The following is a 24492-nucleotide window of genomic DNA, read 5'->3' on the forward strand; positions in this document are numbered from 1 at the left end:
GATGATATGAGTGCCATACCCAGTGTAAACCTCGAGGACTTTGTTTCGGGGGATCCAGCCAGAAAAGAAAAGTTTGTTAAGGAAATCGGTTCCGCATTTGAGGATATCGGCTTCGTGGCCCTGAGCGGTCATTTTCTATCTGATAAATTGGTGGACAGCCTATATGAAGAAATCAAAAAATTCTTCCAATTGCCCCAAGAGGTAAAGGAAAAATATGAAATTGAAGGTATTGGTGGCCAACGGGGGTATACTTCCTTTGGAAAGGAACATGCCAAAGGGAAAAAAGAAGGTGACCTGAAGGAGTTTTGGCATTTTGGGCAATACGTGGAGAACAACCCCAAGCTTGAAGCGGAATATCCTGCCAATGTTACCGTGGAAGAGCTTCCGAAATTCAATGAGGTGGGCAAAGAGACCTATAAGATGCTCGAAAAAACAGCCCAATATGTGTTGCGCGCCCTTGCCTTGCACCTTGGTTTGGAAGAAACCTATTTTGACGATTACATCAAGAACGGAAATTCCATTCTGCGCCCCATCCACTACCCTCCGATCACAGAAGAGCCTAAAAATGCGGTTCGGGCAGCGGCCCATGGCGATATCAATTTGATTACTCTTTTGATGGGCGCCCATGGAAAAGGGTTACAGGTCAAGAACCACGAAGGCGAATGGGTAGATGCCATAGCACGACCTGACCAGTTGATGATCAATGTTGGGGATATGCTCTCACGCCTTTCCAACAACAAATTGAAATCGACCATTCACCAAGTGGTAAATCCACCAAGGGAGCTTTGGGGTACCTCACGTTATTCCATTCCGTTTTTTATGCACCCCATAAGCGATATGCCTTTGAACTGTTTGGAAAATTGCATCGACGCCGATCACCCCAAAGGATTTGAGGACATTACGGCAGGCGAATATCTCCACGAGCGTTTAATCGAACTTGGATTGGTTAAAAAATAACCATGGATTTACAGGATCAACTTAAAAATCTTTTTCCTGACCACGAACCGGAGGAATCGACCGACGAAATCGACGCCAAACCCTCGTATTGGCTACAGGACGACCCCATCATCTGCAAATACGAAAAAAGGAAAGGCAAGCCCATAACCATCTTGGAAGGGTACAATGGTGCCGACAGTGACTTGAAAAAATTGGCCAAGGACCTAAAGACCTTTTTAGGGGTCGGTGGCAGTGTTAAAAACGAAACCATCATCATTCAAGGGGATTTCCGAGACAAGATCATGGCCTTTTTAAAAGACAATGGATTTACCGTAAAGCGTGTGGGCGGTTGATTTCCACTGATTGCGTATGGTGTTTTGCTTCATTAAGCGGAATTTAACCATTGTTAAAACTGAGTGGTTGACAATCAATGTTTTGTGAAAAAATTTTTAAGTTCTTGGTATAAATCTTACATTTATTGTTCCTAACCAACGAAAACAAAGCTGAAAATGAAATCACTGTTGCACATTACCAACGGGGACAGTTTCACGTCTAGACTTGAATCTTTACAGCTAAAAGGAGATATTATTACCTGGAGGGAGATGCTTTGCGAAGGCAAAACCCTCTGCACCGTAGGTAGTGAATCCTTTTGGAAGACACGTTTTGAATTTCTGAACAAGAACTACAAGATCACCAAGTCCTGGTTTGTTGAAAAAACCCTAAAGGAGTATCGTTCGCTGTGCAACCATAAACAACAAGATCAGATTGTTTTATGGTTCGAATACGATTTGTTTTGCCAGATCAATATGTTGGCTGTTTTAAGCTGGCTCAAAACCCATAGGCGACATGCCGAAATTTCTTTGGTCTGCAGCGGAAATGAAGATGAAAGTGATAAATTATACGGACTCAACGAGCTTTCCAACGAAAAGTTGATGGAGCTCTACCAAAAAAGGACCGTACTTTCCCAAGATGATATTGAATACGCCGACTATATTTGGCAGCTCTATTGTAGCGACAATCCCATTCGCCTCGAAAACCAGATAGCGAACAACGATTTTCAATTTGAATACCTTTCAGACGCCCTTAAAACCCATCTCAAACGATTCCCGACCATTAAAAACGGTTTGAACGAACTGGAAAACCATGTTCTGGAAATTGCAGTGGAGAAAAAACCCAAGTCCAAAGCAGCACTGATGGGCGAATTGGTCACTAACCAAGGTTTCTATGGATTTGGTGACACGCAATACGAAAGGATTGTCACCACCCTAAAACCCTTGTTCAACTCCTTCAACCCGGTAAAATTGTCCAAAAAGGGTATGGAAGTGTTGCATAGCGAAACAAATTATTATTCGCAAATTCGTGACAATCAAATGTATTTGGGTGGTTCTTTAAAGTACAACTTCTTGTACAATACGGAAACCGACCGTATCCTTAAACTGTAATCCATGCCCACTTTAGGCAGTTCGGAGCTCATTCTTAACCCGGATGGGAGCATCTATCATCTCAATCTGTTGCCAGAGGATATTGCCACTACCATTATCACGGTTGGCGATCAAAATCGGGTAACCGAGGTCTCCAAGTATTTCGATAGCATCGAAATCAAGAAAAGTAAACGTGAATTTGTGACCCACACCGGGTATTACAAAGGAAATCGGATTACGGTCATTTCCACAGGGATTGGAACCGACAATATCGACATCACTTTTAATGAATTGGATGCCTTGGCCAACATTGATTTCCGGACACGCCAGATAAAAGCTGAGAAGAAACGACTCAATTTTATACGGGTTGGTACATCGGGAAGCATCCAACCCGATATACCCATCGATTCCTTTTTAATGAGCACCCATGGCATTGGCTTTGATGGCCTTATGCACTTTTATGCGTCTGGACAAGTCAGAAATTTGGAACTCGAGGAACAGTTGCAGACTTATTTGGGCTGGGGCCAATACAACATACATCCTTATGCAGTGGAAGCCGATAGCGATTTGGTAGAGATTTTTAGCTCAAATCGTATACGATATGGTGCAACCGGAACAAATTCAGGTTTTTATGGACCTCAAGGAAGGTCGCTTCGCCTCCAAACCCAAATAACCGATTTCAATGAGAAACTTGCTGCATTCCGGTTCCAAAATCAACGCATCACCAACCTCGAAATGGAGACGGCCGCTATGTACGGCTTATCCAAAATGCTTGGACATCGTGCCATTTCACTGAATGTGATCTTGGCGAATCGGGCTACCCTCGAGTTTTCCAAAACAGGGCATCAGTCCATAGACTCATTGATTCAATATACTTTGGAAAAAATTCACGAAATGCAATTGGTATAATTTTTCTGAATTGACCTTTAACAATTATACCGAGTGGAAAGCTTATTTTGACCCATTAAATAAACGTTAGTGATGAAGACCGTCAAAATTGTAGGTGTACCCGAACATTTTAACCTCCCTTGGCACTTGGCCATCGAGGATGGTGCCTTTGAAGATCGTGGTATTCGATTGGATTGGACCGATGTTCCTGAAGGGACCGGAAAGATGGCACAAATGCTTCAAGATGGTGAAACGGATTTGGCCATCATCCTAACCGAGGGCATCGTAAAAAGCATTTCCCAAGGAAACCCCAGTAAAATTGTTCAAGTTTTTGTTGCTTCCCCCCTTCTTTGGGGCATTCATATAGCTGCAAACAGTACGCGGAATTCAATTGAGGATCTGAAAGAGGACAAAGTAGCCATCAGCCGAATGGGCAGTGGAAGCCACCTTATGGCCTACATAAATGCACAAAACCAAGGCTGGGATACCGGTAGCCTACAATTTGAAATCATCAACAATTTGGACGGGGCTGTTGAAAGTTTAACTTCTGGTTCCAATGCCTATTTTATGTGGGAACATTTCACTACCAAACCTTTGGTGGACAATGGCACCTTTAAACGTGTGGGCGATTGCCCTACCCCATGGCCCTGTTTTGTGATTGCGGCATCCAACAAATTCCTAGAAACAAAATCTGGATTAGTACCACATATTTTGGAAGTCATCAATACCTACACTTCCGAATTCAAGCAAATTCCTAGTATCGACAGAACGTTGGCCAATCGATACGAACAACAATTGGAGGACATCCAAGAATGGCTGTCCAATACAGACTGGGGACAAGATCAACTACAAATAGAAACCCTCATTGCGGTACAACAACGCTTGTTTGATCTTGATTTGGTTGAAGCCATAAAACCTCCGGAAACTTTTCTTTGGACATAGTTTACCAATTTATCGCAGTTCGTCCCATTTGTCCCAATAAGGCATTGGTCTTGCTAAAATGATTATTGCCAAACCATAAGCCCCGATTGGCACTTAATGGGGAGGGATGCCCGGAGGTGAGAATGTGGTGTTTGGTCTTATCGATCAAAGCGGCCTTCTTTTTGGCAAAACCACCCCAAAGCAAGAATACAACACCTTCCAATTGGACCGAAATGGTTTTTATCACCGCATCCGTAAATTGCTCCCACCCTTTGTTTTGGTGGCTACCAGCTTGGTGCGCGCGTACCGTTAGCGTAGCGTTCAACAAAAGTACCCCTTGATCGGCCCATCGTTCCAAGTTGCCACTTTCAGGATAAGGTCGTTGCATATCGGTCTTGATTTCCTTAAAAATATTGACCAGCGAAGGGGGGTGCGGAATGCCATCTTTTACCGAAAAACACAATCCGTTGGCCTGATCGGGACCATGATAAGGGTCTTGCCCAATAATGACCACCTTGGTTTCCTGAAATGGGCAATGGTCGAAAGCGGCGAAAATATCCTTACCCTTTGGGTAACAGGTATGGTTTTGGTACTCCTGCCTTACAAACTGGGCCAGTGATTTAAAATAGGGTTGCTCAAATTCTTGGTGTAGATGCTGTTTCCAACTGGGCTCAATGTTTACCTCCATGCAATCGGTTCATTTCTTTTTGGTCAATTTGTAGATCAGATAAGCAATGCCCGCAACAAAGTGAAGTAAAATGATACCGGCTATAACATAAATCAGGGTATTATCGTTTCTCATTTTTGGGACTTTTGATTTTGGGCCATCCAATCCATTTCAAATTTACGAATTGCCCATGGTTTTATGGGAAGGTGCCTCACACAAAACACATCAAAATCCTATCTTTGCGCTGCTATTGAACAAAGATGCACAAGATTCAACCCAAAACATTACAAGATCTAGAGTTCCCTACAGTGCTGCAGCAAGTTGCTGCCCGCTGCAATACCGAATTGGGTAAAGAATCCGCATTGACCATCTCTCCTATTCAAAATCTGGAGGAATTAAAAGTGGTTTTGGGGCAAACCTCGGAATACTTGGCTTCCTTCACCAACGACAATCGGATACCCAACCATGGTTTTGACCAAATCAACCCCGAATTGGGACTGCTCAAAATCGAAAACAGCACGCTGGAGGTGGCAGGCTTCCGTAAAATTGGCAGTATCTGCAAAACAGTGGTCATCCATCAAAAGTTTTTAAAGAAATTCAAAGATTACTATCCCTTATTGCATGCAAAAGCGGATAGCCTGGAAACCAACACCAGCATCACCGAAGCCATTGATGACGTAATCGATAAGTTTGGCGAAATCAAGGATTCGGCCTCGGTGGACCTTCGACAAATACGCACACGGATCAACGAGGTTCGTGGCAAAATCAACCAAAGTTTTGGAGCTGCCTTGGGTCGCTACCAATCATTGGACTTTTTGGATGAAATTCGGGAATCGGTCGTGGAAAACCGAAGGGTGCTCGCCGTGAAGGCAATGCACCGCAAAAAGGTAAAGGGCACTGTAATGGGCACCTCCAAAACAGGAAGCATCGTTTATATTGTACCAGAGGCCACCTTAACCTACGCCCGGGAACTGAACAACCTCGAATTTGAGGAAAAAGAAGAAATCCAACGAATCTTACGGGAACTCACCAATCATATTCGTCCTTTTGTCGAACTCCTTCGGGACTACCAATCCTATTTGACGGATGTAGACATCACAGCGGCCAAGGCCAAGTATGCCAAGGATATGAATGCCTTGTTGCCCGAAATCAATACCAAAAGGGAATTGTTCCTTCGGGATGCCTACCATCCCCTCCTCTATTTGTCCAACAAACGGAAAAACGAGAAGACTTGGCCACAGACCATCAAACTGCATCCCGAGAATCGTATCATCGTGATATCCGGACCCAATGCGGGTGGTAAAAGTATCACCTTAAAGACCATTGGATTGTTACAGATAATGCTGCAGAGTGGCCTATTGATTCCGGTGCACGAGCGCAGTTCCGTTTGCCTGTTCGATAAGATTTTGACCGATATTGGAGACAATCAATCCATTGAAAATCATCTAAGTACCTATAGTTACCGTTTAAAGAACATGAACCAATTCTTAAAGCGGTGCAATGATAAGACCTTATTCCTGATTGATGAATTTGGTACCGGTAGTGACCCCGAACTCGGTGGCGCTTTGGCCGAAGCCTTCCTCGAAGTTTTTTATGAACGGGAAGCGTATGGTGTGATTACCACCCATTATGCCAATTTGAAAGCATTGGCCGATGAGTTGCCCCATGCCACCAATGCCAACATGTTGTTCAATTCGGCAACGTTGGAACCCACATTCCAATTGGTACTGGGTGAAGCAGGGAGTTCCTTTACGTTTGAAGTGGCCCAAAAGAACGGGATTCCCTATTCGTTGATCAACAAGGCGAAAAAGAAAATAGAGCGCGGCAAAGTCCGTTTTGATGCCACCATCGCCAAATTGCAAAAAGAGCGGAGCAAGATGGTGCAAACGGGCACCCGTCTGCAAGAGGAAGAAACCAAGGCCCGGGAAGAAGCGGACCGATTGGAACAGCTCAACAGTAAGATTAAATCCAAACTCGAGAGCTACCAAGAAATGTACGACCACAACCAGCGCATGATCCAATTGGGCAATAAGGTGAACACGGTGGCCGAACGTTATTTTATCGATAACAAAAAACGACCGTTGATCTCGGAGTTATTGCGCATTGTGGAAACCGAAAACAGCAAGCGCAAAAAGACCACTGCCAAAAAGACAAAGGAAAAACAGCAGGAACAACAACAGGTGGCCCAGGAATTGGAGCAACAGATCAAGAAGGTAAGGGTCGAGAAAAAGATCAAAAAGAAAAAAGAGATCCAAGCCGAAAAGAACAAACCTAGACCTGTTTTCAAAGTGGGCGATCGTGTCCGTATGATGGACGGAAAGGCCGTGGGCAGCATCGACACGCTGGAAAAAGGTAAAGCCGTGGTCAATTATGGCATGTTCACCACCAATGTGAGCGTGGACCAATTGGAATTGGTGGAAGCCAAGAAATAATTCCCCTTTGCAAAATCTTTTCAATGGGGTACACCTAATTTTTCCAATGCCTTGTTTGCATAGAAGCATTTAAAGATTTTCACTGTTTATTGCAATCGTATTTTTTCTATCTTGTTGGTAAATAAACAACAGCCAACCCCTCCTGATAATGAAAAAAGCAACCTCCACCAGTAGAAGAAACTTTGTAAAGAACACCGCATTGGCCTCCAGCATTTTTATTGTGCCCAGACACGTTTTGGGAGGTCCCGGATTTATCGCACCCAGTGATCGTCTGCATATTGCTGCCATAGGTGCGGGGGGCAAAGGCGCCAGTGATATTGCCAATGCCTCCGTTAACGAAAGGGAACGGGTGGTAGCCCTTTGCGATGTTGATTTTTCAGGTACGGCCAAGCAATCCGTAGAGCGCTTTCCGAAAGCCAAGTTGTTCAGCGATTACCGAAGAATGCTCGATAAAATGAAGGGCATCGATGCGGTTACCATCAGTACGCCCGACCACCTACATGGCCCTGCCGCGGCCTATGCCATGGAACGCGGCAAACACGTCTACGTACAAAAACCCCTTACCCACAACATTCGCGAAGCCCGTATTTTGACCCAAATGGCACGCGATAAACAAGTAGTGACCCAAATGGGCAATCAAGGGGCCTCCAACCCATTGTTGGGCATGGTACAGGATTGGGTGGATTCCGGAAAATTGGGCAAAATAACCAAAGTGGAAGTATGGACCAATCGGCCTGTTTGGCCACAAGGTTATGCCATGCCAGAGCCCGACCCTGCCAGCAAACCAGCAGACTTGGATTGGGACCTTTGGTTGGGCCCTGCCCCCATGCGTCCGTATACACCCAACTTACACCCATTTAACTGGCGTGGTTGGTGGGATTACGGCACAGGTGCCTTGGGCGATGTGGGTTGCCATTTGGTCGATATTCCCTACCGTACCTTGAATTTGGGATATCCCACTTCTGCAGAATGCAGTGTGGGGACGGTATTTTCCCAAATGTGGACACCCGATTACCATCCCGAAGGCTGTCCTGCCTCCTCCTTTATTACATTGACCTACGAAGCCACTGAGAAAACGGGAGCTCCATTGATCATGACCTGGAGTGATGGTGGTATTCGCCCTTCACATCCTGAAATTATCCCAGCAGATAGCGATATTGGTGGGCCGGGAAGTTATAATGGAGTGCTGATCCATGGGGAGAATGGCATCATTTCCACGAACATCAACGACAGTTCCCCATTGACTCCCAAACTATACTTGAATGATGGCACCACGGAGTTCGGTCCGGAAGTGGAAGAAATGCCTGAACCGGAATATGGTCACCAACGCAAATGGGTGGATGCTTGCAAGGCCGGTTTTGGCAGTGCGGAACACTTGGCACTCACCTCTTCCTTCGATTATGCCGGTCCTATGACGGAAACCGTATTGATGGGCAACCTGGCCATCCGAAGTTATATGCTGCGCCGTGCCAATGAAGAAGGTAATATGGAATTCTACGGTCGCAAAAAACTCCTTTGGGATGGGAAAAACATGCAGATAACCAATTTCGAGGATGCCAACCAGTTTGTAACCCGGGCCTATCGGGAGGGCTGGGAAATGTAAACCATCAATCCAGAAAAGTTAAATTGGGCCGCTTAATGCGGTCCTTTTTCATGTGTAAACACTTATATTTCAAACACTTCATGGATTGTTTTGTAAATTAATCCAAAATGTTGGCATACCAATCAAGATTGCCTGCACTAATCGACCTCGATCATGCTGAAGTTCTTTAGAAAAATCAGACGAGATTTACTTTCTGAGGGAAAGACTGGAAAGTACCTCAAATATGCCGTTGGCGAAATCGTTTTGGTCGTCATTGGAATATTAATTGCGCTTCAAATCAATAACTGGAACGAAAACCGAAAAGATGCCCGTATGGAAATCCAAGTGCTCCAAGAAATTTCTGAAAACCTTGGCGAAGACATTCTATCCTTGGAAAATGATGTGTATTTGAATAAAATTTCAATTGATAATGTTCGCTTAATTGAAGAGGTACTTCGTAACAGGAGTTCATTGCCAGATAGCTTATTACGTAAATTTGGTGCGGTCACATTTAGTGCCACCTACACCCTAAAATGGAGTGGCTATAAAAACCTCTCCAATATAGGTTTTCATATTCTTACCAAAGACACGATTCGGGAATCCATCACCAATCTATACGAAACTCATTATTCGTTTATCAAAGAGCGAGAAGCTGCAGCCAAAAAAACCACCTTCGAGTATGTGATACCTAGGTACCTTGACTATTTTGATGACCTTAAAACCATCGGAAACGATGTTGGTACCTCTCCCGTCAAACTTTACACACCTAAAAACTTTGAAGCCCTTAAAGAGGATCCCGACTTTTTAAGACTGTTGCATTACAGTGAACAGATAAAACAGGATAACCTTTATGATCTAGGATTGACACTGAATCAGATTAGGAGAACAAAACGTATGATTGATATTTATTTAGAAAACAAAGATTAGCATGTAAACAAATGCTAAAATTCTTAATAAAACAGCCGGCATCAAATGGTTGAACCCCACTTGAGCGGCCGGCTGCTTTGAAAAATCATAGGGGCTTATAAACAAGTAACCTTCTCAATTTTTAGACAGCACCCAAACAAACCTGTGGTTGCCCGGTGGCAACTATTTCCACTGGTGGTACTGTTACCTATGGCATATTGATATATATCTGCCCCATCTTCGTCCTGAACCCATATGGTGATTTCATAAGCACCATTGGGCGGTTGTATGGTTTTGATGGAACCACTCACATTGCTTGTAACCCATAAACCGGGATTATTATCAAGATCGCTTTTGGTTACACTCCCACCGGAACCCTGAAGCTGATTTTTATAGGAAATGGCAAATTTGAAGGTGCGACCGGTATCATTTATAAAATCAACTGTTCTATGCACCTGTCCTTCACTGGTGCAGGTTTCTGCCTGGTAATCCTCGGTATAACCCATTTTGGCAATGGTGTTGTCCTTCAAAAATCGAACCGTATAGGAAATGGGAGCACCCGGATTATCCCTACTGTATACTGCATTTTCACCTTTGATAATAGGGGAAAGATCTCCAAAATTTCGCGCGGTCACTGCTTCGGCCGCCACCTCGGCATTCCCTCCAATAACTATGGTAGTAATGTTTGAGCTTGCCAAAATTTCCCTGCTGGTCAATTCGGACTCAACACTAATACTGTTTGATTTTCCAGCTGCATAATCCAGAGCAGCTTCCAATTCGATTCCTGTGGCTTCATAGGAGGTTTCCAACCTAAACATAATGATACGTCCGTAGCTTACCGATTTAATATAGCCAGGAGGTGCACTTGAACTGAACATGGATTCAACTTCGGAGGCTGAAACATTGGAGCCGAATACTGCGGAAGGACTGGAAGGCGTCTCCATGGAAACGGTATAAAACACTTGTTTATAAACCATGTTCGCCACTCTTTTCACCGAAGTGCTTTCATAACTGAGCTGCGAACTAAAGTCTGTGGACGCCCACTCGATATTTACCCCAAGATCCATGCTTACTTGTTTGGAACTGTATGAGGTTTTGGAATCCGAGAAGGAACTGGCTTCGTTGACATATCCATCTTGATAGGCATTGGCATTCCACCATTCAAGAGCAACATCGATGCCGGCATCCACAGAGTTGAAATCAGGATTTTCCACCGTAAAATTTCCATTTTCGCCAATTCCGGGCAAGTCGACCCGCAATGACAACGGTGCCCTGCTCGGCGCTACTGGCGTTGGAAGTCCATTTCTTAGATTGGCATCAATTTTAACCAAAGCACCGGGCCATATAATTCCGGCATTGGGTTTTAAAATGGCAACATCCTCATAATTGGTTTTTAAGTTGTAAGCCGTTGTGGAACAATTTGTGGTAACATTGTTCTCCTTAACGGGTGGATCTGCAACCGTTTCTCCTTCGGTGCGCAACGTATTGGAACTTCCGGTATCCACCACACCCAAAAGTTCATTCGGATTATAGGACAGATTTGCAACAATCTCATTGATGCTGGGGTCGGCACCACCATTAATGGGATCAGGGTCTGGGTCGGTTCCACTATCCTTACTACAGGAGTGGATCAAGACCATCAAGACAATTAAGCCCAAGAACGAGATCCTTTTTAAAATTGATTGATTTGTTTTCATAACTAACTGGTTTTAAGGTTCAACGAGGCCGAAAGTAGCTGCAGAATGCTATCAAACCTATTTTTGGGCATGGACAAAGTATGGACAAGATGCTTGGACAAGCCCTAAAATCACCATGGACAGCCTATTTTCCGAAACGATGCCTTTCATCGGTTAAACCCAATAAAATCAATACGTTACAGTGTATTTTTAAATTTTGGAAAGGTCGGGGAGCATGGATTTTTTATGGACAAATAGCTTTAGGGCAATGGAGTTAGGCCTACTTGTACATAGAATTATTGAGTAACTTGTTGTCTCTCAACTAAACCCCTATGAAATATTCAGTCAAAGTCCTTTTGCTATTTTTGATTCATTGCCCTTTAGTTTTTTCACAAAACAAACTGGACATCGACAGCTTGATGTCTGTTTACGAGAAACAACCTTTGGATACCCTCAAGGTAAAAACAACCAATAACATTGTTAACTATTATATGTATCGAGATCCCAACAAAGCAAAGGATTTTGCAAAAAGGGAACTCTCACTTTCAAATCAATTGAATTACAAAACAGGAATTTCATTGGCCTATTATCAATTAGGAATTGTATTCAACAATTTGGACGTTGCAGATTCCGCAAGGCATTACTACAACTCAAGTTTAAAGATTGCAGAAATCATCAACAATAAAATACATATTTCACAAGCACGAAGGGGGTTGGCTATTTTGGAGTTCAGCCAAGGAAATTTAGCAGTTGCGGATAGCATCAATAATTTGGATCTTGAATTCACAATCAAGGAAAATGATACAATGGGAACTGCTCTAGCTTACGATTTTAGAGGTGTAATCAATCAAAATAGAGGCTATTATTCCATTGCCTTGACCAACGTACTAAAAAGTTTAAAGCTTTTTGAAGCGCTCGGAGATTCCATACGAATTGCGGATTGTTACAACCATTTGGCCACTTTGGAACACAACCTTAACAACAATGAGATGGCCATCGATTACAACAAAAAAGCATTGGCCATTTATGAAGATTATGATGACACCTACTATCAAGCTCAGGCACTTAACGATATAGGTGTAATGCACATGTCGCTGAAAAACGAAGAAGAAGCTTTGGCTTATTTTGAAAGAAGTTTGGAAAAATCCAAATTGGCAAAAGTTTCTGCCTTGGAAGCTGCTGCATTGACCAATATCGGGGACAATTATGTACAAATAGGACAACCATCAAGAGCAATTGAATTTTTGAACATGGCCATAGATATAAGTGAGGAAATTAATGCGAACCACAGGGTTGCCCTAGCTCAAAACAAATTGGCTGAAGCATATCTAATGCTTGAATATCCAAAAAAAGCCATTGAACTTTTGAATGAAGTTAAAGTGTATGCCAAAGCATCTGAAAACAAATCTATTCTGAGGGATGCTTTAAGATTAGAGAGCGTTGCTAACGAAAATTTAGGCGAATTTGGCCAATCCCTTGAATTACATAAGCAATACATGCAACTAAGCGATTCACTGGTCAATATTGAAAAACTAAAAAAAATTGAAGAACTACGCATCATGTTCCAGACTGAAAAAAAGGAAGCCGAAATAGCCCTGCAACAGGAAGAAATCAATACCCTGAACGCACAGGCCAAAGTGGACCAACTTACCAAAGGTTTGTACGCCGGAGGTATGGCCTCTGCCCTAGCCTTGTCAGGTTTGATGGTCTTCGGATTCCGGCAACGGATAAAGAAAAACAAGATTGCACGGGAAAAACAAGAAGAAATCTATCGTCAGGAAATTGCCCACAAGAAAAAGGAACTCGCCACCCAAACCCTGCACTTGGTTCAAAAAAACACCTTTTTAGATGAATTGAAGGAAAACCTGGAAAATCTGAAGAATTCACCCGAAAAGTTCAAAATGGAATTTAGGCGTATAGTGATGCTCCTAAAAAAAGAAAAGGCATCGGACAAGGACTGGGAAGTGTTCAAGACCTACTTTGCCGAAGTACACAACGATTTTGATCAAAAACTCAAGACGATCTATCCAGATATCTCCGAAAAGGAAATCCGGTTGGCGGCCTTTTTGCGCATGAACCTCACCACCAAAGAAATTGCGGCTACCATGAATGTGTTGCCTGATAGCATCCTGAAATCCAAGTACCGTTTAAAGAAGAAGTTGGATTTGGATAAAGAGACCGATTTGGCATCGTTTCTCAGTTCCTTGTAAGTGAAGCATTCAGATGTCAAATTCATCCTCTACCCCTTCAGCTGTTGCTTTTGAACCCTATTTAAGCGAACTTAGAGACCAACTAAATAACAACTTTTGAAAATAACCACCATCAGCCTCGCATTTCTGACCATGATCTTTATCGGTTGTCAAACTGAAAAGAAAAACGGTCCAGAAGAAAATCAGACCCAAACAAAAAATTTCACCTCCAACGATTATAGGGACTTGGTCGCCTTGTTCAAAGCGTGGCGAGCGTTCGAAAATCCTCCACTGTTGGATGGCGCTCCCGATTATACCACCGAAACCTTCGAGAAACGTTGGCCAAGGTTCAAAGAATTACAGGCAAGCTTAAAAGCAATCGACACCACCAACTGGTCCGTGGAAAACCAAGTGGATTGGATGATCGTTTGGGCCGAAATGAACGGCTACGATTTTAACCATCGAATTTTAAAACCTTGGGTGCGCGATCCCGCTTTCTACAAAGTAGTTTGGACCGCAAAAAGCGATGTGCCCGCCCACGAGGGGCCCACCAACCATGGCACAACGGAACTGTGGACCTACAACTTCCCCCTATCAACAGAGGAACGGTTCAGACTTATGTCCAATTTAAAAGTAATTGCGCCGTTTTATACCCAAGCCAAGAAAAACTTGACCGGAAATGCCCGGGATTTATGGATAGCAGGTATTCGGGACATCCAAAACCAGCGTGTGGTGCTCACTGAGTTAAAAGCGAACGAAGCCGTTACAGAAGATGCCGAACTCGTTGCCGTAATCGATGAGGCTATTGCCTCCACCAACGACCTTGCTGCTTGGTTGCAGACCGAATCGGAATCCAAAACAGGACCCTCAGGAATTGGCAAGGAGAACTATACGTGGTATTTACAAAACGTACACTTGGTGCCCCTTACTTGGGAAGACGAAGTAATGATCCTAAAACGGGAACTTGCCCGTGCATGGGCCTCGTTAAAATTGGAAGAGCATAGAAATAGAAATCTACCCGAATTAGTGGATGCAGATTCCCCAGAATCTTATGATACAATGGCCGATGCCTCCGCTAAAAGTTTGATTGATTTTCTGGACCAACAGGACATCGTCACCGTAAAACCCTATTTTGAAACTGCCCTACGCGAGCACTTGGGGGAATTTATACCCAAGGAGCAACGTAATTTTTTCACCATAGGTGAACATTACGACCCCAGACCTTTATACTCCCATTTTTACCATTGGTTCGAATTGGCACGAATGGACAATGAACCGCACAAGAGCGAAATACGAAAAGGACCGTTGCTCTATAATATTTTCGATTCGAGAAACGAAGGTACCGCCACCGCTGTGGAAGAAATGTTTATGCAGGCCGGTCTGTACGATGATAGCCCACAGACCAAAGAGATCGTTTACATTATGATCGCACAGCGTGCGGCCAGAGGTTTGGGCTCCTTATATGCGCACGCCAACGAAATGACCATGGAAGAAGCTGGGGGCATCCACAGCGAATACACCCCACGCGGATGGATGAAGACCGAAAAGGAACTGCTCCTATTTGAGCAACACCTGTATTTGCGCCAACCCGGGTACGGCTCCAGTTACATAACCGGTAAATATTTATTGGAAGCTGCCTTAGCCGATTATACCCGACAAAAAGAGCTACAGGGTGAACCCTTTGCCCCGAAAGACTTTTTTGATACGCTGAACAGTATCGGCAACATCCCTATTTCGTTGGGGCATTGGCAAATGACGGGCTCCAAGGAGCATTTAAAGTCGATTACTGAGTAAACACAGCATAAAACAAAGGGAACGAGGGCCGCAAAGGCCCTCCCACCCTTCACCTTTTACAATTTTCCAATGAACAATTAGCACTGATCATTAGCCATTGGAGCCATCCGTGAAATGAATTCCAATCTGCTTTAATTTGAGTCTTGTTTCTTGGCTCCTGACTCCATTTTCAACTTTCCATCTCCCCACAACCTTCAACCTTCAACCATCAACCATCAACCATTAACCATCAACCATTAACCATTAACCATCAACCATTAACCATCAACCATCAACCATTAACCATTAACCATTAACCATTAACTATTAACCATCAACCCTTCACCTTTTACCCAATAACCCGTTCGATACACTCCCACAGCCCTTTTATAAGGTAGAGGGCATCCTTTTCTTCCTCATCAATAGGTTCGGTGGAGTGGTACACGGCAATATCGTGCAGCAGTTTTAGGGATTTTACCAGATGGGGACCATCCAGCGCATCGGTATAGTCCAACAATTGTACCTGGGCCGGACTGAGGATGTGGGGGATTTTGGGAACGCTTTGCGCATCCGCATTACTGCCGTGGGGGCAGCATTCTTGACCATCTTGTGTTGACATAAGTAAGTAGGTTATTAATGAAACAAAAAGGGAAGGTCACCGTCAACACATTCCAAGCAATGCTCAGATAGGTCTTGGGACTTACACCCATATGCCTTCCCCGTTTTTTCTGTTTAAACCGATTTTGAAATTTTCGCATTGCGAGATTATTAAAATGTGTTGACGACTCAAATATACATTTTATCTAGATACAGCAAACAGGGATGCGTTGATAACTTCTTACAACTGGGGAGATTACACTATTGCTTTTGAGGGAAATTTCGGTGAAATTAGTATCCGATGATCAAATACATCGGTATAGGCCCTATTGGGGTATAGGGATTTTTTTATACTTATATAAACAAGTTGGGCACAATTAAAAAATGGCAACACTAACTTCCATATGGGCAATAGCTGAACCGCTACTTTTTCTATTTCAGTTGCTTGCAGGGTTACGTTTCAAGTTCCATACAAAAGTTTCTGAGAGGCAATTTGACGCTTTGTCAAAAGAAGCCTTTAGGGAATTAAATAACCATTTAACCTACTTCGGAGCAGTCGACTCTATTAAAGGGCCTGAGGAGATGTATTGCAGACACCTTAAGAATGACATAAAACAGAGTGGTGGAAAATATGTGTTCCTTGAAGGCGAACTACACCTAAAACTACTTAAGAAGTTTCACTTACCCCGAGAAAATAATATAGATGGGTTTCTAACTAAATCCTTCTTTTTTATTCATGGGTACAGTCATACTTTTAATTACCTGTTGTTCATAGATAGGGTAAAAAGAAGGTTTGGAACTAAAAACACAATACTTCATTATTTATCAATTCCTGATTGGCGTAAGAAGAAATCAAATAAGTTATTAAAGGAGGTAACTGAAGTAAAAAAAATAACAGACAAGCATTGGAATGACAGATACCTTATACCCAAGAATCAAGATCTATCAGATTCTAAACCGACAATTGCTAGGGCAATTGACAAAGTGCTAGCGAATGGAGTAATTTCAGAGAAATCGGTTTTCAATCTTGCTTCAAGTGAAAAGCTAGTTTTTGTACATAAATACGCAGAAGGTTGGAATTTTTACAATAGATATATAGAAGGACTTAACGCTGCAAAAGCAGATGTTAAAAAGTGGAAAAAATCTAATGCAGCTAATGCAAATAGCAAGCTTGAAAAAGCCAAGGAAAAACTCAGTGAAGTTGAAAGTAGTTGGCTTCAAGCTCCTATCGCTTATTCTCTAGAAAAATATGGATTTCAGAAATTGTTTAACAGAATGGACGGAGTATATGTTCTTCCACTCTCTATGATTCCAGAAAAATATCATAACCAACTAGACTCCTTTTTTGGAGAAATTACAGACACCGCAAAACAATACACCATTTCTGCAATAGAAAATGGTAATCCCTACATAATAGAGGAAAACCGAAACCTAAAGTATTTAATTCTGAGTCATGTAATTCCTGTTAATGAAATATTGACCTTGTCTGAAGAACGTACCATTGAAATTTCTTCTCCAGCACTTTCGAGAATGCTTTTTACCAGCTACTTGTCAAAAGACAATTCAAATGTTTCTAATATGTATATTAATGATGTAGTTAGAAATGTAGATTTTCTCTCACTGTTAGGTGATACACAGTCAGACAATCTTATCCGAAACCATTTTGACGATTTGAAAAGAATACTTTGGGATTTATATAAGATTGATATAATGAAACCAGTAACACTTTCATTGCTAGATAATAACAAGTTAGATAACGTAATTCAAAGACTTAATGCTGTAAATAATGAATTCGGCAGATTAAGTCGATTCATTAAAAAAAGGATGATAGGATTGAATGAGTTTTACTCTGACTTGAATAGAGAATTGAATGAAATAAAAAAATAACTGTGCCTAACAATGGCTATAAGCAATAGCTCCCTGCGGGGCACTGCGCATAGCCAGACCGTTAGCTGCAATTACTAAATGGGAAAAAAAGCAGAAATAAAAAAAGAAATTTGGGAAATTTGGAAAATAGCAATTAATGCCAAAAGACCATTAAAATACTCAATTTATTTGCATAAACCAGAAACCCCTGCAGAAGCTGATTACATTAGATATTCTCAAGATTTTCAATTCATTAGACATTCCTTATGGCGATTAGCGGTTATTGAACTATCAAAGCTGTTCAATTCGAAACAAAGTTTAGATAAATTCAACATTTTTCATTTTATTAAAAAACTTGAAAATGACGGGTATTATAGAAGTTTAAAAATAAAGGAGTCAAAAATAGATGAATGGAAAAAAATGTTGTCTGATAACGATGATGTAATAAAAATTGTGCTCAAACTTCGCAACAAAGTCTATGCTCATTCTGATGGACCTGAAGTAATAAGTGACCTTGATACCCCCACATTCGAACAGACGGAAAAATTAATAGATATAATAGAAAATGTAATTCAAGAGATTTACTTTTCTATTTTCAATTCGTTTGCCAATGTTGAAAGTCCTGATATTGACTTAAATCCTTCTAGTATTATTAAAACGTTAGCCCAAGAAAAACAAAGAAGAATTAACGAACTTTAAAAGTAATTAAAAACAAAAACAGCCAACAATAGCAATAATTCATCGTCCCCTCCTCCCCCGCTACCGCAAGATTGTATCTTGTGGGGCACTTGGTTTACACTGTCCATTGTCATTTCGACATGAGGAGCACGGCGATGATTGAGAAATCTCCTGTACCCATTTAGATTTCTCACACTCCCTTCGGTCGGTTCGAAATGACAACGATTTTTTTCCATTTAGGGAGTGTTACAACCGATGACCATAATTTATTGTTCCCCTCTTCCCTAAACCAAATTCCCTACTTTTAAAAAAACAACCAAAGGGCTAAGTCACAGCCAGAATGGTGTTTCACATTCTTTCGGCATCCAATCCATTAAAAATCATATCTTTAGAGAAACCAACCTCTAATGATCAAATTCTTCCGTAGCATCCGTCAGCGATTGCTTTCCGAAAATAAGTTCAGCAAGTACCTACTCTATGCCATTGGTGAAATAATCCTTGTGGTTATTGGGATTTTGATTGCATTGCAGATCAATAACAATAATCAGGACAGAATCAATAGAGATTATGAACTAACCATGCTGAGGGAAGTTAAAGAGGCCCTGGATAATGACATCTACAACCTCGAGGGCGGACTTAAAGCTCTTGAAGATTTAAAACAAAGCGTTATTGTTTTGACAACTGTTCGAAATGGATCAACTTACCCTCAGGATTCACTGGCCTACCATTTTAATAATGTAAGACAAGGAGGTATTGCGCTCGTAATCAATTATAGTCCGTATGAGTCCATCAAGTCTACAGGATTGGATAAAATTTCAAATTCCGAACTTAGAAACAGCATTACAAATTTATACGAGGTAAAATTAAAAGCAGTTGAGTTTTGGGTCAATGAATTTATTAGAAGAAAACTGTATGAAAAAAATGATTTGGTCGCTGCCATATTTGAGAAAAAAATTATCCCCGATACAACAGATGGTATAAAAGTGGAATATATCATAAATCACGAGTTGATCCGTACCAACGATCAATTCGATAACTTTCTAGTTGTTTCGGGTGGTTATATACCCATTGCCATTAGAAATTACAGTTACGCTATAGAAGTAATGAAATCCCAGGTAAAAGAAATAGTATCAGAACTGGAAAAAAACTAAGAATATGCTAGAAACATTGGAAGAATACCTCCGCTACCGCAAGATTGTATCTTATAAAAAACTTAATTTACACCGTCCATTGTCATTTCGACATGAGGAGCACGGCGACGATTGAGAAATCTCCTGTACCCACTCAGATTTCTCACACTCCCTTCGGTCGGTTCGAAATGACAAGGATTTTTTTCCATTTAGGGAGTGTTACAACCAATGACCATAATTCGTTGTTCCCTTCACCACTTAACTAAATTCCCCGCTACCGCAAGATTGTATCTTATAAAAAACTTAATTTACACCGTCCATTGTCATTTCGACATAAGGAGCACGGCGACGATTGAGAAATCTCCTGTACCCACTCCGGTTTCTCACACTCCCACCCCCACTACCGCAAGATTGTATCTTGTGGGGCACTTGGTTTACACTCCATTTTCTTTTTGATGTAACATTTTTGGTGTTTGGGAGTCTCCAAAGCAAACAAACATGTATAATGAAGTCAATTAAAATTCTCTTAGTTTTATGTAGTGTAGTTGTAATTAGCAACTGCAAAAAATCTCCCGAAACGGCTGAATCCACCAGTACAGCCATAACCTTTAAAGAAGATTCCACCTCATTTACGGCCGAGCAAAAAACCCTGATCCAAGAAACTATCTTGGCATCGGAAAAAGAAATTCGCGGTTTGTTGCCCACCCTACCGGACAGTATTGAAGTTGCCGTTGAAATTGTGGATTGGAACCTAGATGTGGTCGGTGGCGTTACCGGACGAACCGATACGAACTCCCCACCCTTTGTGGCCATTCAAATCTCCGAAAAGTATCCCGGCGGTGTCAAGGCAGCAGTCCAAACAGCACTAAAGCATACCATTTTTCATGAATTCCACCATCTGTCCCGAGGTTGGGCCATACAGGACAACAAGTACGGTCCTGGAATTTCCACTGCCGCAGTCAACGAAGGCCTGGCCGTGGTTTTTTCTGAAGTCTATACCAACCAAACCATGGAAGCCGATAGTCCACCGGAACCGGAAATAGCCCATCAATGGATGCTGGAAATTTTGGATCTGCCCGTAACGGCCAATTACCAACATTGGATGTTCGAACATCCCGATGGTCGCATGTCCATCGGTTATCGAACCGGCAATTACCTCATCCGAAAAGCAATGGATAAATCAGGAAAGGATATTCTTGAGCTTAGTAAAGAAACCCCAAGCAACATTTTAATGCTGGCAGGGTATTGAGCCTAAACAAGACACAAAAATCCAACATAGAAAACGTTTAAGAAATCAATGAAAAAAATATTTTTCATTCTCCTTGTATTGCTACTTACGAACCATAACACTTGGGCAAAGAATGTTAAACCCGATTTTGTGGTCACCAAAATTACTGACAATGTGTATAGCATTGTTTCCCCATCCATTGGATTGCCCACCCCAGAAAACAAGGGCTGGAATTCCAATGTTCATTTTGTGATTACCAAAACAGGTGTTCTGCTTTTTGATTCTGGATCATCGGAATCCATTGGCAACAACATCAAAAAAGCGATTAAAACAGTTACCGACTTGCCTGTCCGATGGTTGGTCAATTCACATAGCCATGCAGATCATTGGTTGGGGAATGCTGCTTTTTCCGATACCGTAATTGAACTAATTGCCAGTGAACAGACAGTTTCGACCATGAAAAAGTATGGCGAAGATGATGTGAAATTTTATGCCAAGGTGACCAATGGCACTATTGGATCCACGCAACTGGGGTATCCCAATGTCATTTTGAAACAAGGGCAGAAACGTAATTTCGGCGGAGTGGATGTGGAATTCATATTTGGCGATAGTGGACATTCACCAGGAGATCTCTTGATGTGGTTACCCAAACAGAAAATCATTTTTGGAGGAGATGTATTGAGTTCCGATTGGATGCCCATGATCACCGATCACGGCAATATTCCCAATTTAATTGATTCCCTTCATGAATTTGCGGAGCTAAGCCCCGAAATTGTTTTAACGGGACATGGAAATGCCACTACCGGAAAATCAGTCATTCGTGATGCGGAATTTTTGGCAAATGTTTGGAAGCAGGTTGGTTTGGATCATAAAAAAGGTTTGGAGCCAAATGAAATCTTAATGCAAGTCAAAGCCAAACTAGGTCCAAAATACCAGCCCTTATATAAAAATTTCGAATCTGAAATTGAGCGCTATGTGGAGCTGATGTATCGTTTGCAACAATGACTCATTTCCAAACAAAGTACTGCATAACAGGCTATTAAATCAATTTTCATTAAATCAATACTTTAAATAATAATGTTGAAATTTTCATGCGTTTAGATTTTCTAACTTAGCATCGCAACCAACATCACCGTTCTTGTTCAAGGCGGTTATCCATCATAAAAATCCAAGAATGAACAAAATCATTATTGCATCACTATTTATTTTCATAGGAATTGGCCAGGTTAAATCCCAGGAGACCGAATCAATACTACTTGGTACAAAACATAGACTCCACTCCAAAATCTTGAATGAAGACCGAGAATATTGGATTAGTCTACCGGATTCTTACGACGATACCAAATCGGCTGATAAAAACTATCCAATGCTTATAATTCTTGATGGCAACATACATTTTAAGAGTATCGCGGGAATGGTAAATTATTTGAGTTCCGATGCGTACCGAAGCTGGAAAATACCCGAGATGATCGTAGTAGGTATTCACAATGTGGATCGAAGAAGAGACTACACCCCTGACAAAATAATTACCGTTAGGGAAAACAATTCTGGTGGTGGTGAAAAATTTCTAAGCTTTTTGGAAGAGGAACTGATTCCCGAACTGGAACAAAAGTATAGAACCGAGCCCTATCGAATTCTATTTGGACATTCGTTGAGTGCGCTGTTGGCCACACATAACTATATGAAGGAAAAATCACTTTTCAATGCCTTTATAGCCGCGGATCCCAGCATGGGCACTTGGGATTCGGCAACCATGGATCAAAAATTGGAGGCCGTAACCAATGAATCCTTTAAAAGGTTCTTTTATATGGCTACAGCAAACTGGGGAAAGCGAAATATTAGAAATCGAGATCGTCATGTAAGGTTATACGAGGGATTGAACAGTAAATGTGAAGGAACATTTCCTGCCAAATTGGAATATTTCGAAAATGAAAACCATGCTTCAGTACCGCCAATTGCTTTTTATAATGGAATCTCTACCATTTTTGAAGGCTATGGCATTTCTTATCGTGATGTGCAAAGCAAAGATCAATTGATTCAGCATTTTAAGACCATTTCCCAGAGATTGTCGTGGGATTTCAGGCCACCAGAAAACTTGGTCAACCAACTCGGCTATGGAATGCTCCGGAGCAGAACTGAAGGTGACAAGGCAAAGGCCTTGGCCTATTTTATCTTGAATACGGAGAATTTCCCAAGATCTTACAATGCCTTTGATAGTTTGGGCGAAGCCTATGAAACTTTAGGGGATACTAAAAACGCCCTCATCAATTACAAAAAATCCCTTGAACTGAATTCAGCTAATTCAAATGCCCGAATGAAAATAGAAGACTTGGAAAGGGGTAACTAATTAGAGTTACCAAATAACCTATTCATCATTGTGTACAAATTCACAGCGTAATCTTATATCTTTAGTGTTCCGTTTATCCATTGAATTCGAAACACTTGCAGTATGATAGATCAATTGAAAAAACTCCTCAAAAACAGGGAAGAAGACAACATCATCAATCTGATCATCGAACATCCAGAAGTTTTGGATGAACAGGACGAAAGTGGAAGCTCGGGAATCCTATTGTTGGCTTATAACGGATTGGCCACAGCCTTTGAAAAGGCGAAAGATCTAAAATCGAAATTCACCTTTCATGAAGCCATTGTCTGTGGCAAAATGGATAGGGTTAAAGCGAATATTTCTGCAGACGAAACTCTAGTAAACGTGTATTCCAACGACGGGTTTACACCTCTGTCCTTGGCCGCTTTCTTTGATCAAACGGCAATTGCCAAAGTTTTGCTCGAACAGGGGGCAAATCCCGCATTACAGGCCACCAATCCTTCCAAAGTGAATGCCCTGCATTCCGCTGTGGCCAAGGGAAATTATGAATTGTGTGAGTTATTGGTCGCCACCGGCATGGACCTCAACCTGGGGCAAACCCAACAAGTGACCGCATTGCATTCCGCAGCCCATCGGGGCAACTTGAAAATGGTGCAATTATTGGTGGAAAATGGAGCGGACATCCATGCCCGAATGGAAAATGGTTCGACCCCTTTGGATCTGGCCAAAAAAGATGGACACCATGAGGTAATCAATTATTTGGATGGAAGGACCGACTAAATAGTTTTATCCATCGCAACCTACGTATCTTTGCTCTGTGGAAAACGGTAAAAAAATTATTCTTTTTGATGGGGTTTGCAATCTCTGTAACTCCAGTGTCCAGTTTGTGATCAAACGGGATAATAAGGACCGTTTCCGCTATGCTGCCCTACAAAGTGACATTGGACAACGCTTGGTTCGAGAACGCCATATCGATACCCATAACATCGATTCTATCATCTTGATTGAGCCTGGGGTTGCCTATTATACCAAATCGGATGCTGCCCTGGAAATCGCCAAGGACCTGGGTGGGTTTTGGAGCTTACTGGGGGTGTTTCAATGGGTGCCCACCTCCATCCGAAATGCAGTTTATGATTTTGTGGCACGTAACCGCTATAAGTGGTTCGGCAAAAAAGAGGCCTGTATGGTTCCTACCCCGGAGTTAAAAGCAAAGTTTTTGGAATGACTCACCCAAACGGGCGCTTGCCTAAACCAAAAGTACCGTTCACTATAATGG

At 42.0% G+C, this 24492-nt stretch carries 21 protein-coding genes; 18 read left to right on the forward strand and 3 right to left on the reverse strand.

The genetic code is table 11. The features are described from left to right. Nucleotides 1–6 precede the first annotated feature (6 nt). The 5 genes from EO131_RS07540 (at nt 7) to EO131_RS07560 (ending at nt 4187) form a co-directional block, all read left to right on the forward strand. Nucleotides 7–957: an isopenicillin N synthase family dioxygenase gene (locus EO131_RS07540; protein WP_127020485.1), complete on the forward strand. Its 951-nt coding sequence runs from the start codon at nt 7–9 to the stop codon at nt 955–957. Between the two features lie 2 nt (nt 958–959). Beyond that, entirely contained in the window at nt 960–1289 is a 330-nt protein-coding gene (locus tag EO131_RS07545; protein ID WP_127020487.1) for a translation initiation factor, read from the forward strand. A 156-nt stretch (nt 1290–1445) separates the two neighbouring features. Continuing rightward, complete coding sequence (locus tag EO131_RS07550; RefSeq protein WP_127020489.1) at nt 1446–2378, forward strand: DUF1835 domain-containing protein; 933 nt, start codon at nt 1446–1448, stop codon at nt 2376–2378. A 3-nt stretch (nt 2379–2381) separates the two neighbouring features. Further along, nucleotides 2382–3266: a nucleoside phosphorylase gene (locus EO131_RS07555; RefSeq protein ID WP_127020490.1), complete on the forward strand. Its 885-nt coding sequence runs from the start codon at nt 2382–2384 to the stop codon at nt 3264–3266. A 72-nt stretch (nt 3267–3338) separates the two neighbouring features. Beyond that, nucleotides 3339–4187 (forward strand): substrate-binding domain-containing protein, encoded by an 849-nt coding sequence (locus tag EO131_RS07560; RefSeq protein ID WP_127020492.1) that lies wholly within the window; start codon nt 3339–3341, stop codon nt 4185–4187. Nucleotide 4188: 1 nt separating this feature from the next. Here the strand turns inward: EO131_RS07560 and EO131_RS07565 are convergent, their stop codons facing one another. Further along, nucleotides 4189–4854 carry a uracil-DNA glycosylase gene (locus EO131_RS07565; RefSeq protein WP_127020494.1) on the reverse strand — a complete coding sequence of 222 codons (666 nt, stop codon included), beginning with the start codon at nt 4852–4854 and terminating at the stop codon, nt 4189–4191. A 239-nt stretch (nt 4855–5093) separates the two neighbouring features. Between EO131_RS07565 and EO131_RS07570 the strand changes: the two genes are divergently transcribed. The 3 genes from EO131_RS07570 (at nt 5094) to EO131_RS07580 (ending at nt 9774) form a co-directional block, all read left to right on the forward strand. Then, complete coding sequence (locus EO131_RS07570) at nt 5094–7265, forward strand: endonuclease MutS2 (protein WP_127020496.1); 2172 nt, start codon at nt 5094–5096, stop codon at nt 7263–7265. Between the two features lie 148 nt (nt 7266–7413). After that, complete coding sequence (locus EO131_RS07575) at nt 7414–8868, forward strand: Gfo/Idh/MocA family protein (protein ID WP_127020498.1); 1455 nt, start codon at nt 7414–7416, stop codon at nt 8866–8868. Nucleotides 8869–9021: 153 nt separating this feature from the next. Then, on the forward strand, nt 9022–9774 hold the full coding sequence (locus EO131_RS07580) for a DUF6090 family protein (RefSeq protein ID WP_127020500.1): 753 nt from the start codon (nt 9022–9024) through the stop codon (nt 9772–9774). A gap of 95 nt (nt 9775–9869) precedes the next feature. On the opposite strand, the gene EO131_RS07585 is transcribed toward EO131_RS07580, so the two are convergent. Next, entirely contained in the window at nt 9870–11450 is a 1581-nt protein-coding gene (locus EO131_RS07585; protein WP_127020502.1) for a thiol-activated cytolysin family protein, read from the reverse strand. Nucleotides 11451–11761: 311 nt separating this feature from the next. Here EO131_RS07585 and EO131_RS07590 point away from each other — a divergent pair, with 311 nt between their 5' ends. Next, nucleotides 11762–13639 carry a tetratricopeptide repeat protein gene (locus EO131_RS07590; protein WP_127020504.1) on the forward strand — a complete coding sequence of 626 codons (1878 nt, stop codon included), beginning with the start codon at nt 11762–11764 and terminating at the stop codon, nt 13637–13639. A gap of 96 nt (nt 13640–13735) precedes the next feature. Beyond that, complete coding sequence (locus tag EO131_RS07595) at nt 13736–15412, forward strand: hypothetical protein (protein ID WP_241243810.1); 1677 nt, start codon at nt 13736–13738, stop codon at nt 15410–15412. A gap of 328 nt (nt 15413–15740) precedes the next feature. On the opposite strand, the gene EO131_RS07600 is transcribed toward EO131_RS07595, so the two are convergent. Next, on the reverse strand, nt 15741–16010 hold the full coding sequence (locus EO131_RS07600; protein ID WP_127020506.1) for a hypothetical protein: 270 nt from the start codon (nt 16008–16010) through the stop codon (nt 15741–15743). A 362-nt stretch (nt 16011–16372) separates the two neighbouring features. Between EO131_RS07600 and EO131_RS07605 the strand changes: the two genes are divergently transcribed. The 8 genes from EO131_RS07605 (at nt 16373) to EO131_RS07640 (ending at nt 24441) form a co-directional block, all read left to right on the forward strand. Then, on the forward strand, nt 16373–17875 hold the full coding sequence (locus EO131_RS07605; protein WP_127020508.1) for a hypothetical protein: 1503 nt from the start codon (nt 16373–16375) through the stop codon (nt 17873–17875). Between the two features lie 78 nt (nt 17876–17953). Beyond that, nucleotides 17954–18553, forward strand: coding sequence for an AbiU2 domain-containing protein (locus EO131_RS07610; RefSeq protein ID WP_127020510.1), 600 nt, complete (start codon nt 17954–17956; stop codon nt 18551–18553). 386 nt (nt 18554–18939) lie between these two features. Next, a complete protein-coding gene (locus tag EO131_RS07615) occupies nt 18940–19683 on the forward strand; it encodes a DUF6090 family protein (protein ID WP_127020512.1) in 744 nt (247 codons plus the stop codon). A 484-nt stretch (nt 19684–20167) separates the two neighbouring features. Next, complete coding sequence (locus EO131_RS07620) at nt 20168–20911, forward strand: DUF2268 domain-containing putative Zn-dependent protease (protein ID WP_127020514.1); 744 nt, start codon at nt 20168–20170, stop codon at nt 20909–20911. Between the two features lie 48 nt (nt 20912–20959). Beyond that, nucleotides 20960–21895, forward strand: a complete 936-nt coding sequence (locus EO131_RS07625; RefSeq protein WP_127020516.1) for an MBL fold metallo-hydrolase — start codon at nt 20960–20962, stop codon at nt 21893–21895. Nucleotides 21896–22064: 169 nt separating this feature from the next. After that, nucleotides 22065–23237 carry an alpha/beta hydrolase-fold protein gene (locus EO131_RS07630; RefSeq protein WP_127020518.1) on the forward strand — a complete coding sequence of 391 codons (1173 nt, stop codon included), beginning with the start codon at nt 22065–22067 and terminating at the stop codon, nt 23235–23237. Nucleotides 23238–23339: 102 nt separating this feature from the next. Next, nucleotides 23340–23996, forward strand: a complete 657-nt coding sequence (locus tag EO131_RS07635; protein WP_127020520.1) for an ankyrin repeat domain-containing protein — start codon at nt 23340–23342, stop codon at nt 23994–23996. Nucleotides 23997–24033: 37 nt separating this feature from the next. Beyond that, a complete protein-coding gene (locus EO131_RS07640) occupies nt 24034–24441 on the forward strand; it encodes a thiol-disulfide oxidoreductase DCC family protein (protein ID WP_127020522.1) in 408 nt (135 codons plus the stop codon). The last annotated feature ends 51 nt before the right edge of the window (nt 24442–24492 follow it).

This window comes from Flagellimonas beolgyonensis, assembly GCF_003992615.1.
Classification (GTDB): Bacteria; Bacteroidota; Bacteroidia; order Flavobacteriales; family Flavobacteriaceae; genus Flagellimonas; species Flagellimonas beolgyonensis.

Bases quoted from the DNA above. Each gene is read 5' to 3' on its own strand.
- EO131_RS07540 (WP_127020485.1), top strand. From the start codon at position 7: ATGAGTGCCATACCCAGTGTAAACCTCGAGGACTTTGTTTCGGGGGAT.
- EO131_RS07545 (WP_127020487.1), top strand. From the start codon at position 960: ATGGATTTACAGGATCAACTTAAAAATCTTTTTCCTGACCACGAACCG.
- EO131_RS07550 (WP_127020489.1), top strand. From the start codon at position 1,446: ATGAAATCACTGTTGCACATTACCAACGGGGACAGTTTCACGTCTAGA.
- EO131_RS07555 (WP_127020490.1), top strand. From the start codon at position 2,382: ATGCCCACTTTAGGCAGTTCGGAGCTCATTCTTAACCCGGATGGGAGC.
- EO131_RS07560 (WP_127020492.1), top strand. From the start codon at position 3,339: ATGAAGACCGTCAAAATTGTAGGTGTACCCGAACATTTTAACCTCCCT.
- EO131_RS07565 (WP_127020494.1), bottom strand. From the start codon at position 4,854: ATGGAGGTAAACATTGAGCCCAGTTGGAAACAGCATCTACACCAAGAA.
- EO131_RS07570 (WP_127020496.1), top strand. From the start codon at position 5,094: ATGCACAAGATTCAACCCAAAACATTACAAGATCTAGAGTTCCCTACA.
- EO131_RS07575 (WP_127020498.1), top strand. From the start codon at position 7,414: ATGAAAAAAGCAACCTCCACCAGTAGAAGAAACTTTGTAAAGAACACC.
- EO131_RS07580 (WP_127020500.1), top strand. From the start codon at position 9,022: ATGCTGAAGTTCTTTAGAAAAATCAGACGAGATTTACTTTCTGAGGGA.
- EO131_RS07585 (WP_127020502.1), bottom strand. From the start codon at position 11,450: ATGAAAACAAATCAATCAATTTTAAAAAGGATCTCGTTCTTGGGCTTA.
- EO131_RS07590 (WP_127020504.1), top strand. From the start codon at position 11,762: ATGAAATATTCAGTCAAAGTCCTTTTGCTATTTTTGATTCATTGCCCT.
- EO131_RS07600 (WP_127020506.1), bottom strand. From the start codon at position 16,010: ATGTCAACACAAGATGGTCAAGAATGCTGCCCCCACGGCAGTAATGCG.
- EO131_RS07605 (WP_127020508.1), top strand. From the start codon at position 16,373: ATGGCAACACTAACTTCCATATGGGCAATAGCTGAACCGCTACTTTTT.
- EO131_RS07610 (WP_127020510.1), top strand. From the start codon at position 17,954: ATGGGAAAAAAAGCAGAAATAAAAAAAGAAATTTGGGAAATTTGGAAA.
- EO131_RS07615 (WP_127020512.1), top strand. From the start codon at position 18,940: ATGATCAAATTCTTCCGTAGCATCCGTCAGCGATTGCTTTCCGAAAAT.
- EO131_RS07620 (WP_127020514.1), top strand. From the start codon at position 20,168: ATGAAGTCAATTAAAATTCTCTTAGTTTTATGTAGTGTAGTTGTAATT.
- EO131_RS07625 (WP_127020516.1), top strand. From the start codon at position 20,960: ATGAAAAAAATATTTTTCATTCTCCTTGTATTGCTACTTACGAACCAT.
- EO131_RS07630 (WP_127020518.1), top strand. From the start codon at position 22,065: ATGAACAAAATCATTATTGCATCACTATTTATTTTCATAGGAATTGGC.
- EO131_RS07635 (WP_127020520.1), top strand. From the start codon at position 23,340: ATGATAGATCAATTGAAAAAACTCCTCAAAAACAGGGAAGAAGACAAC.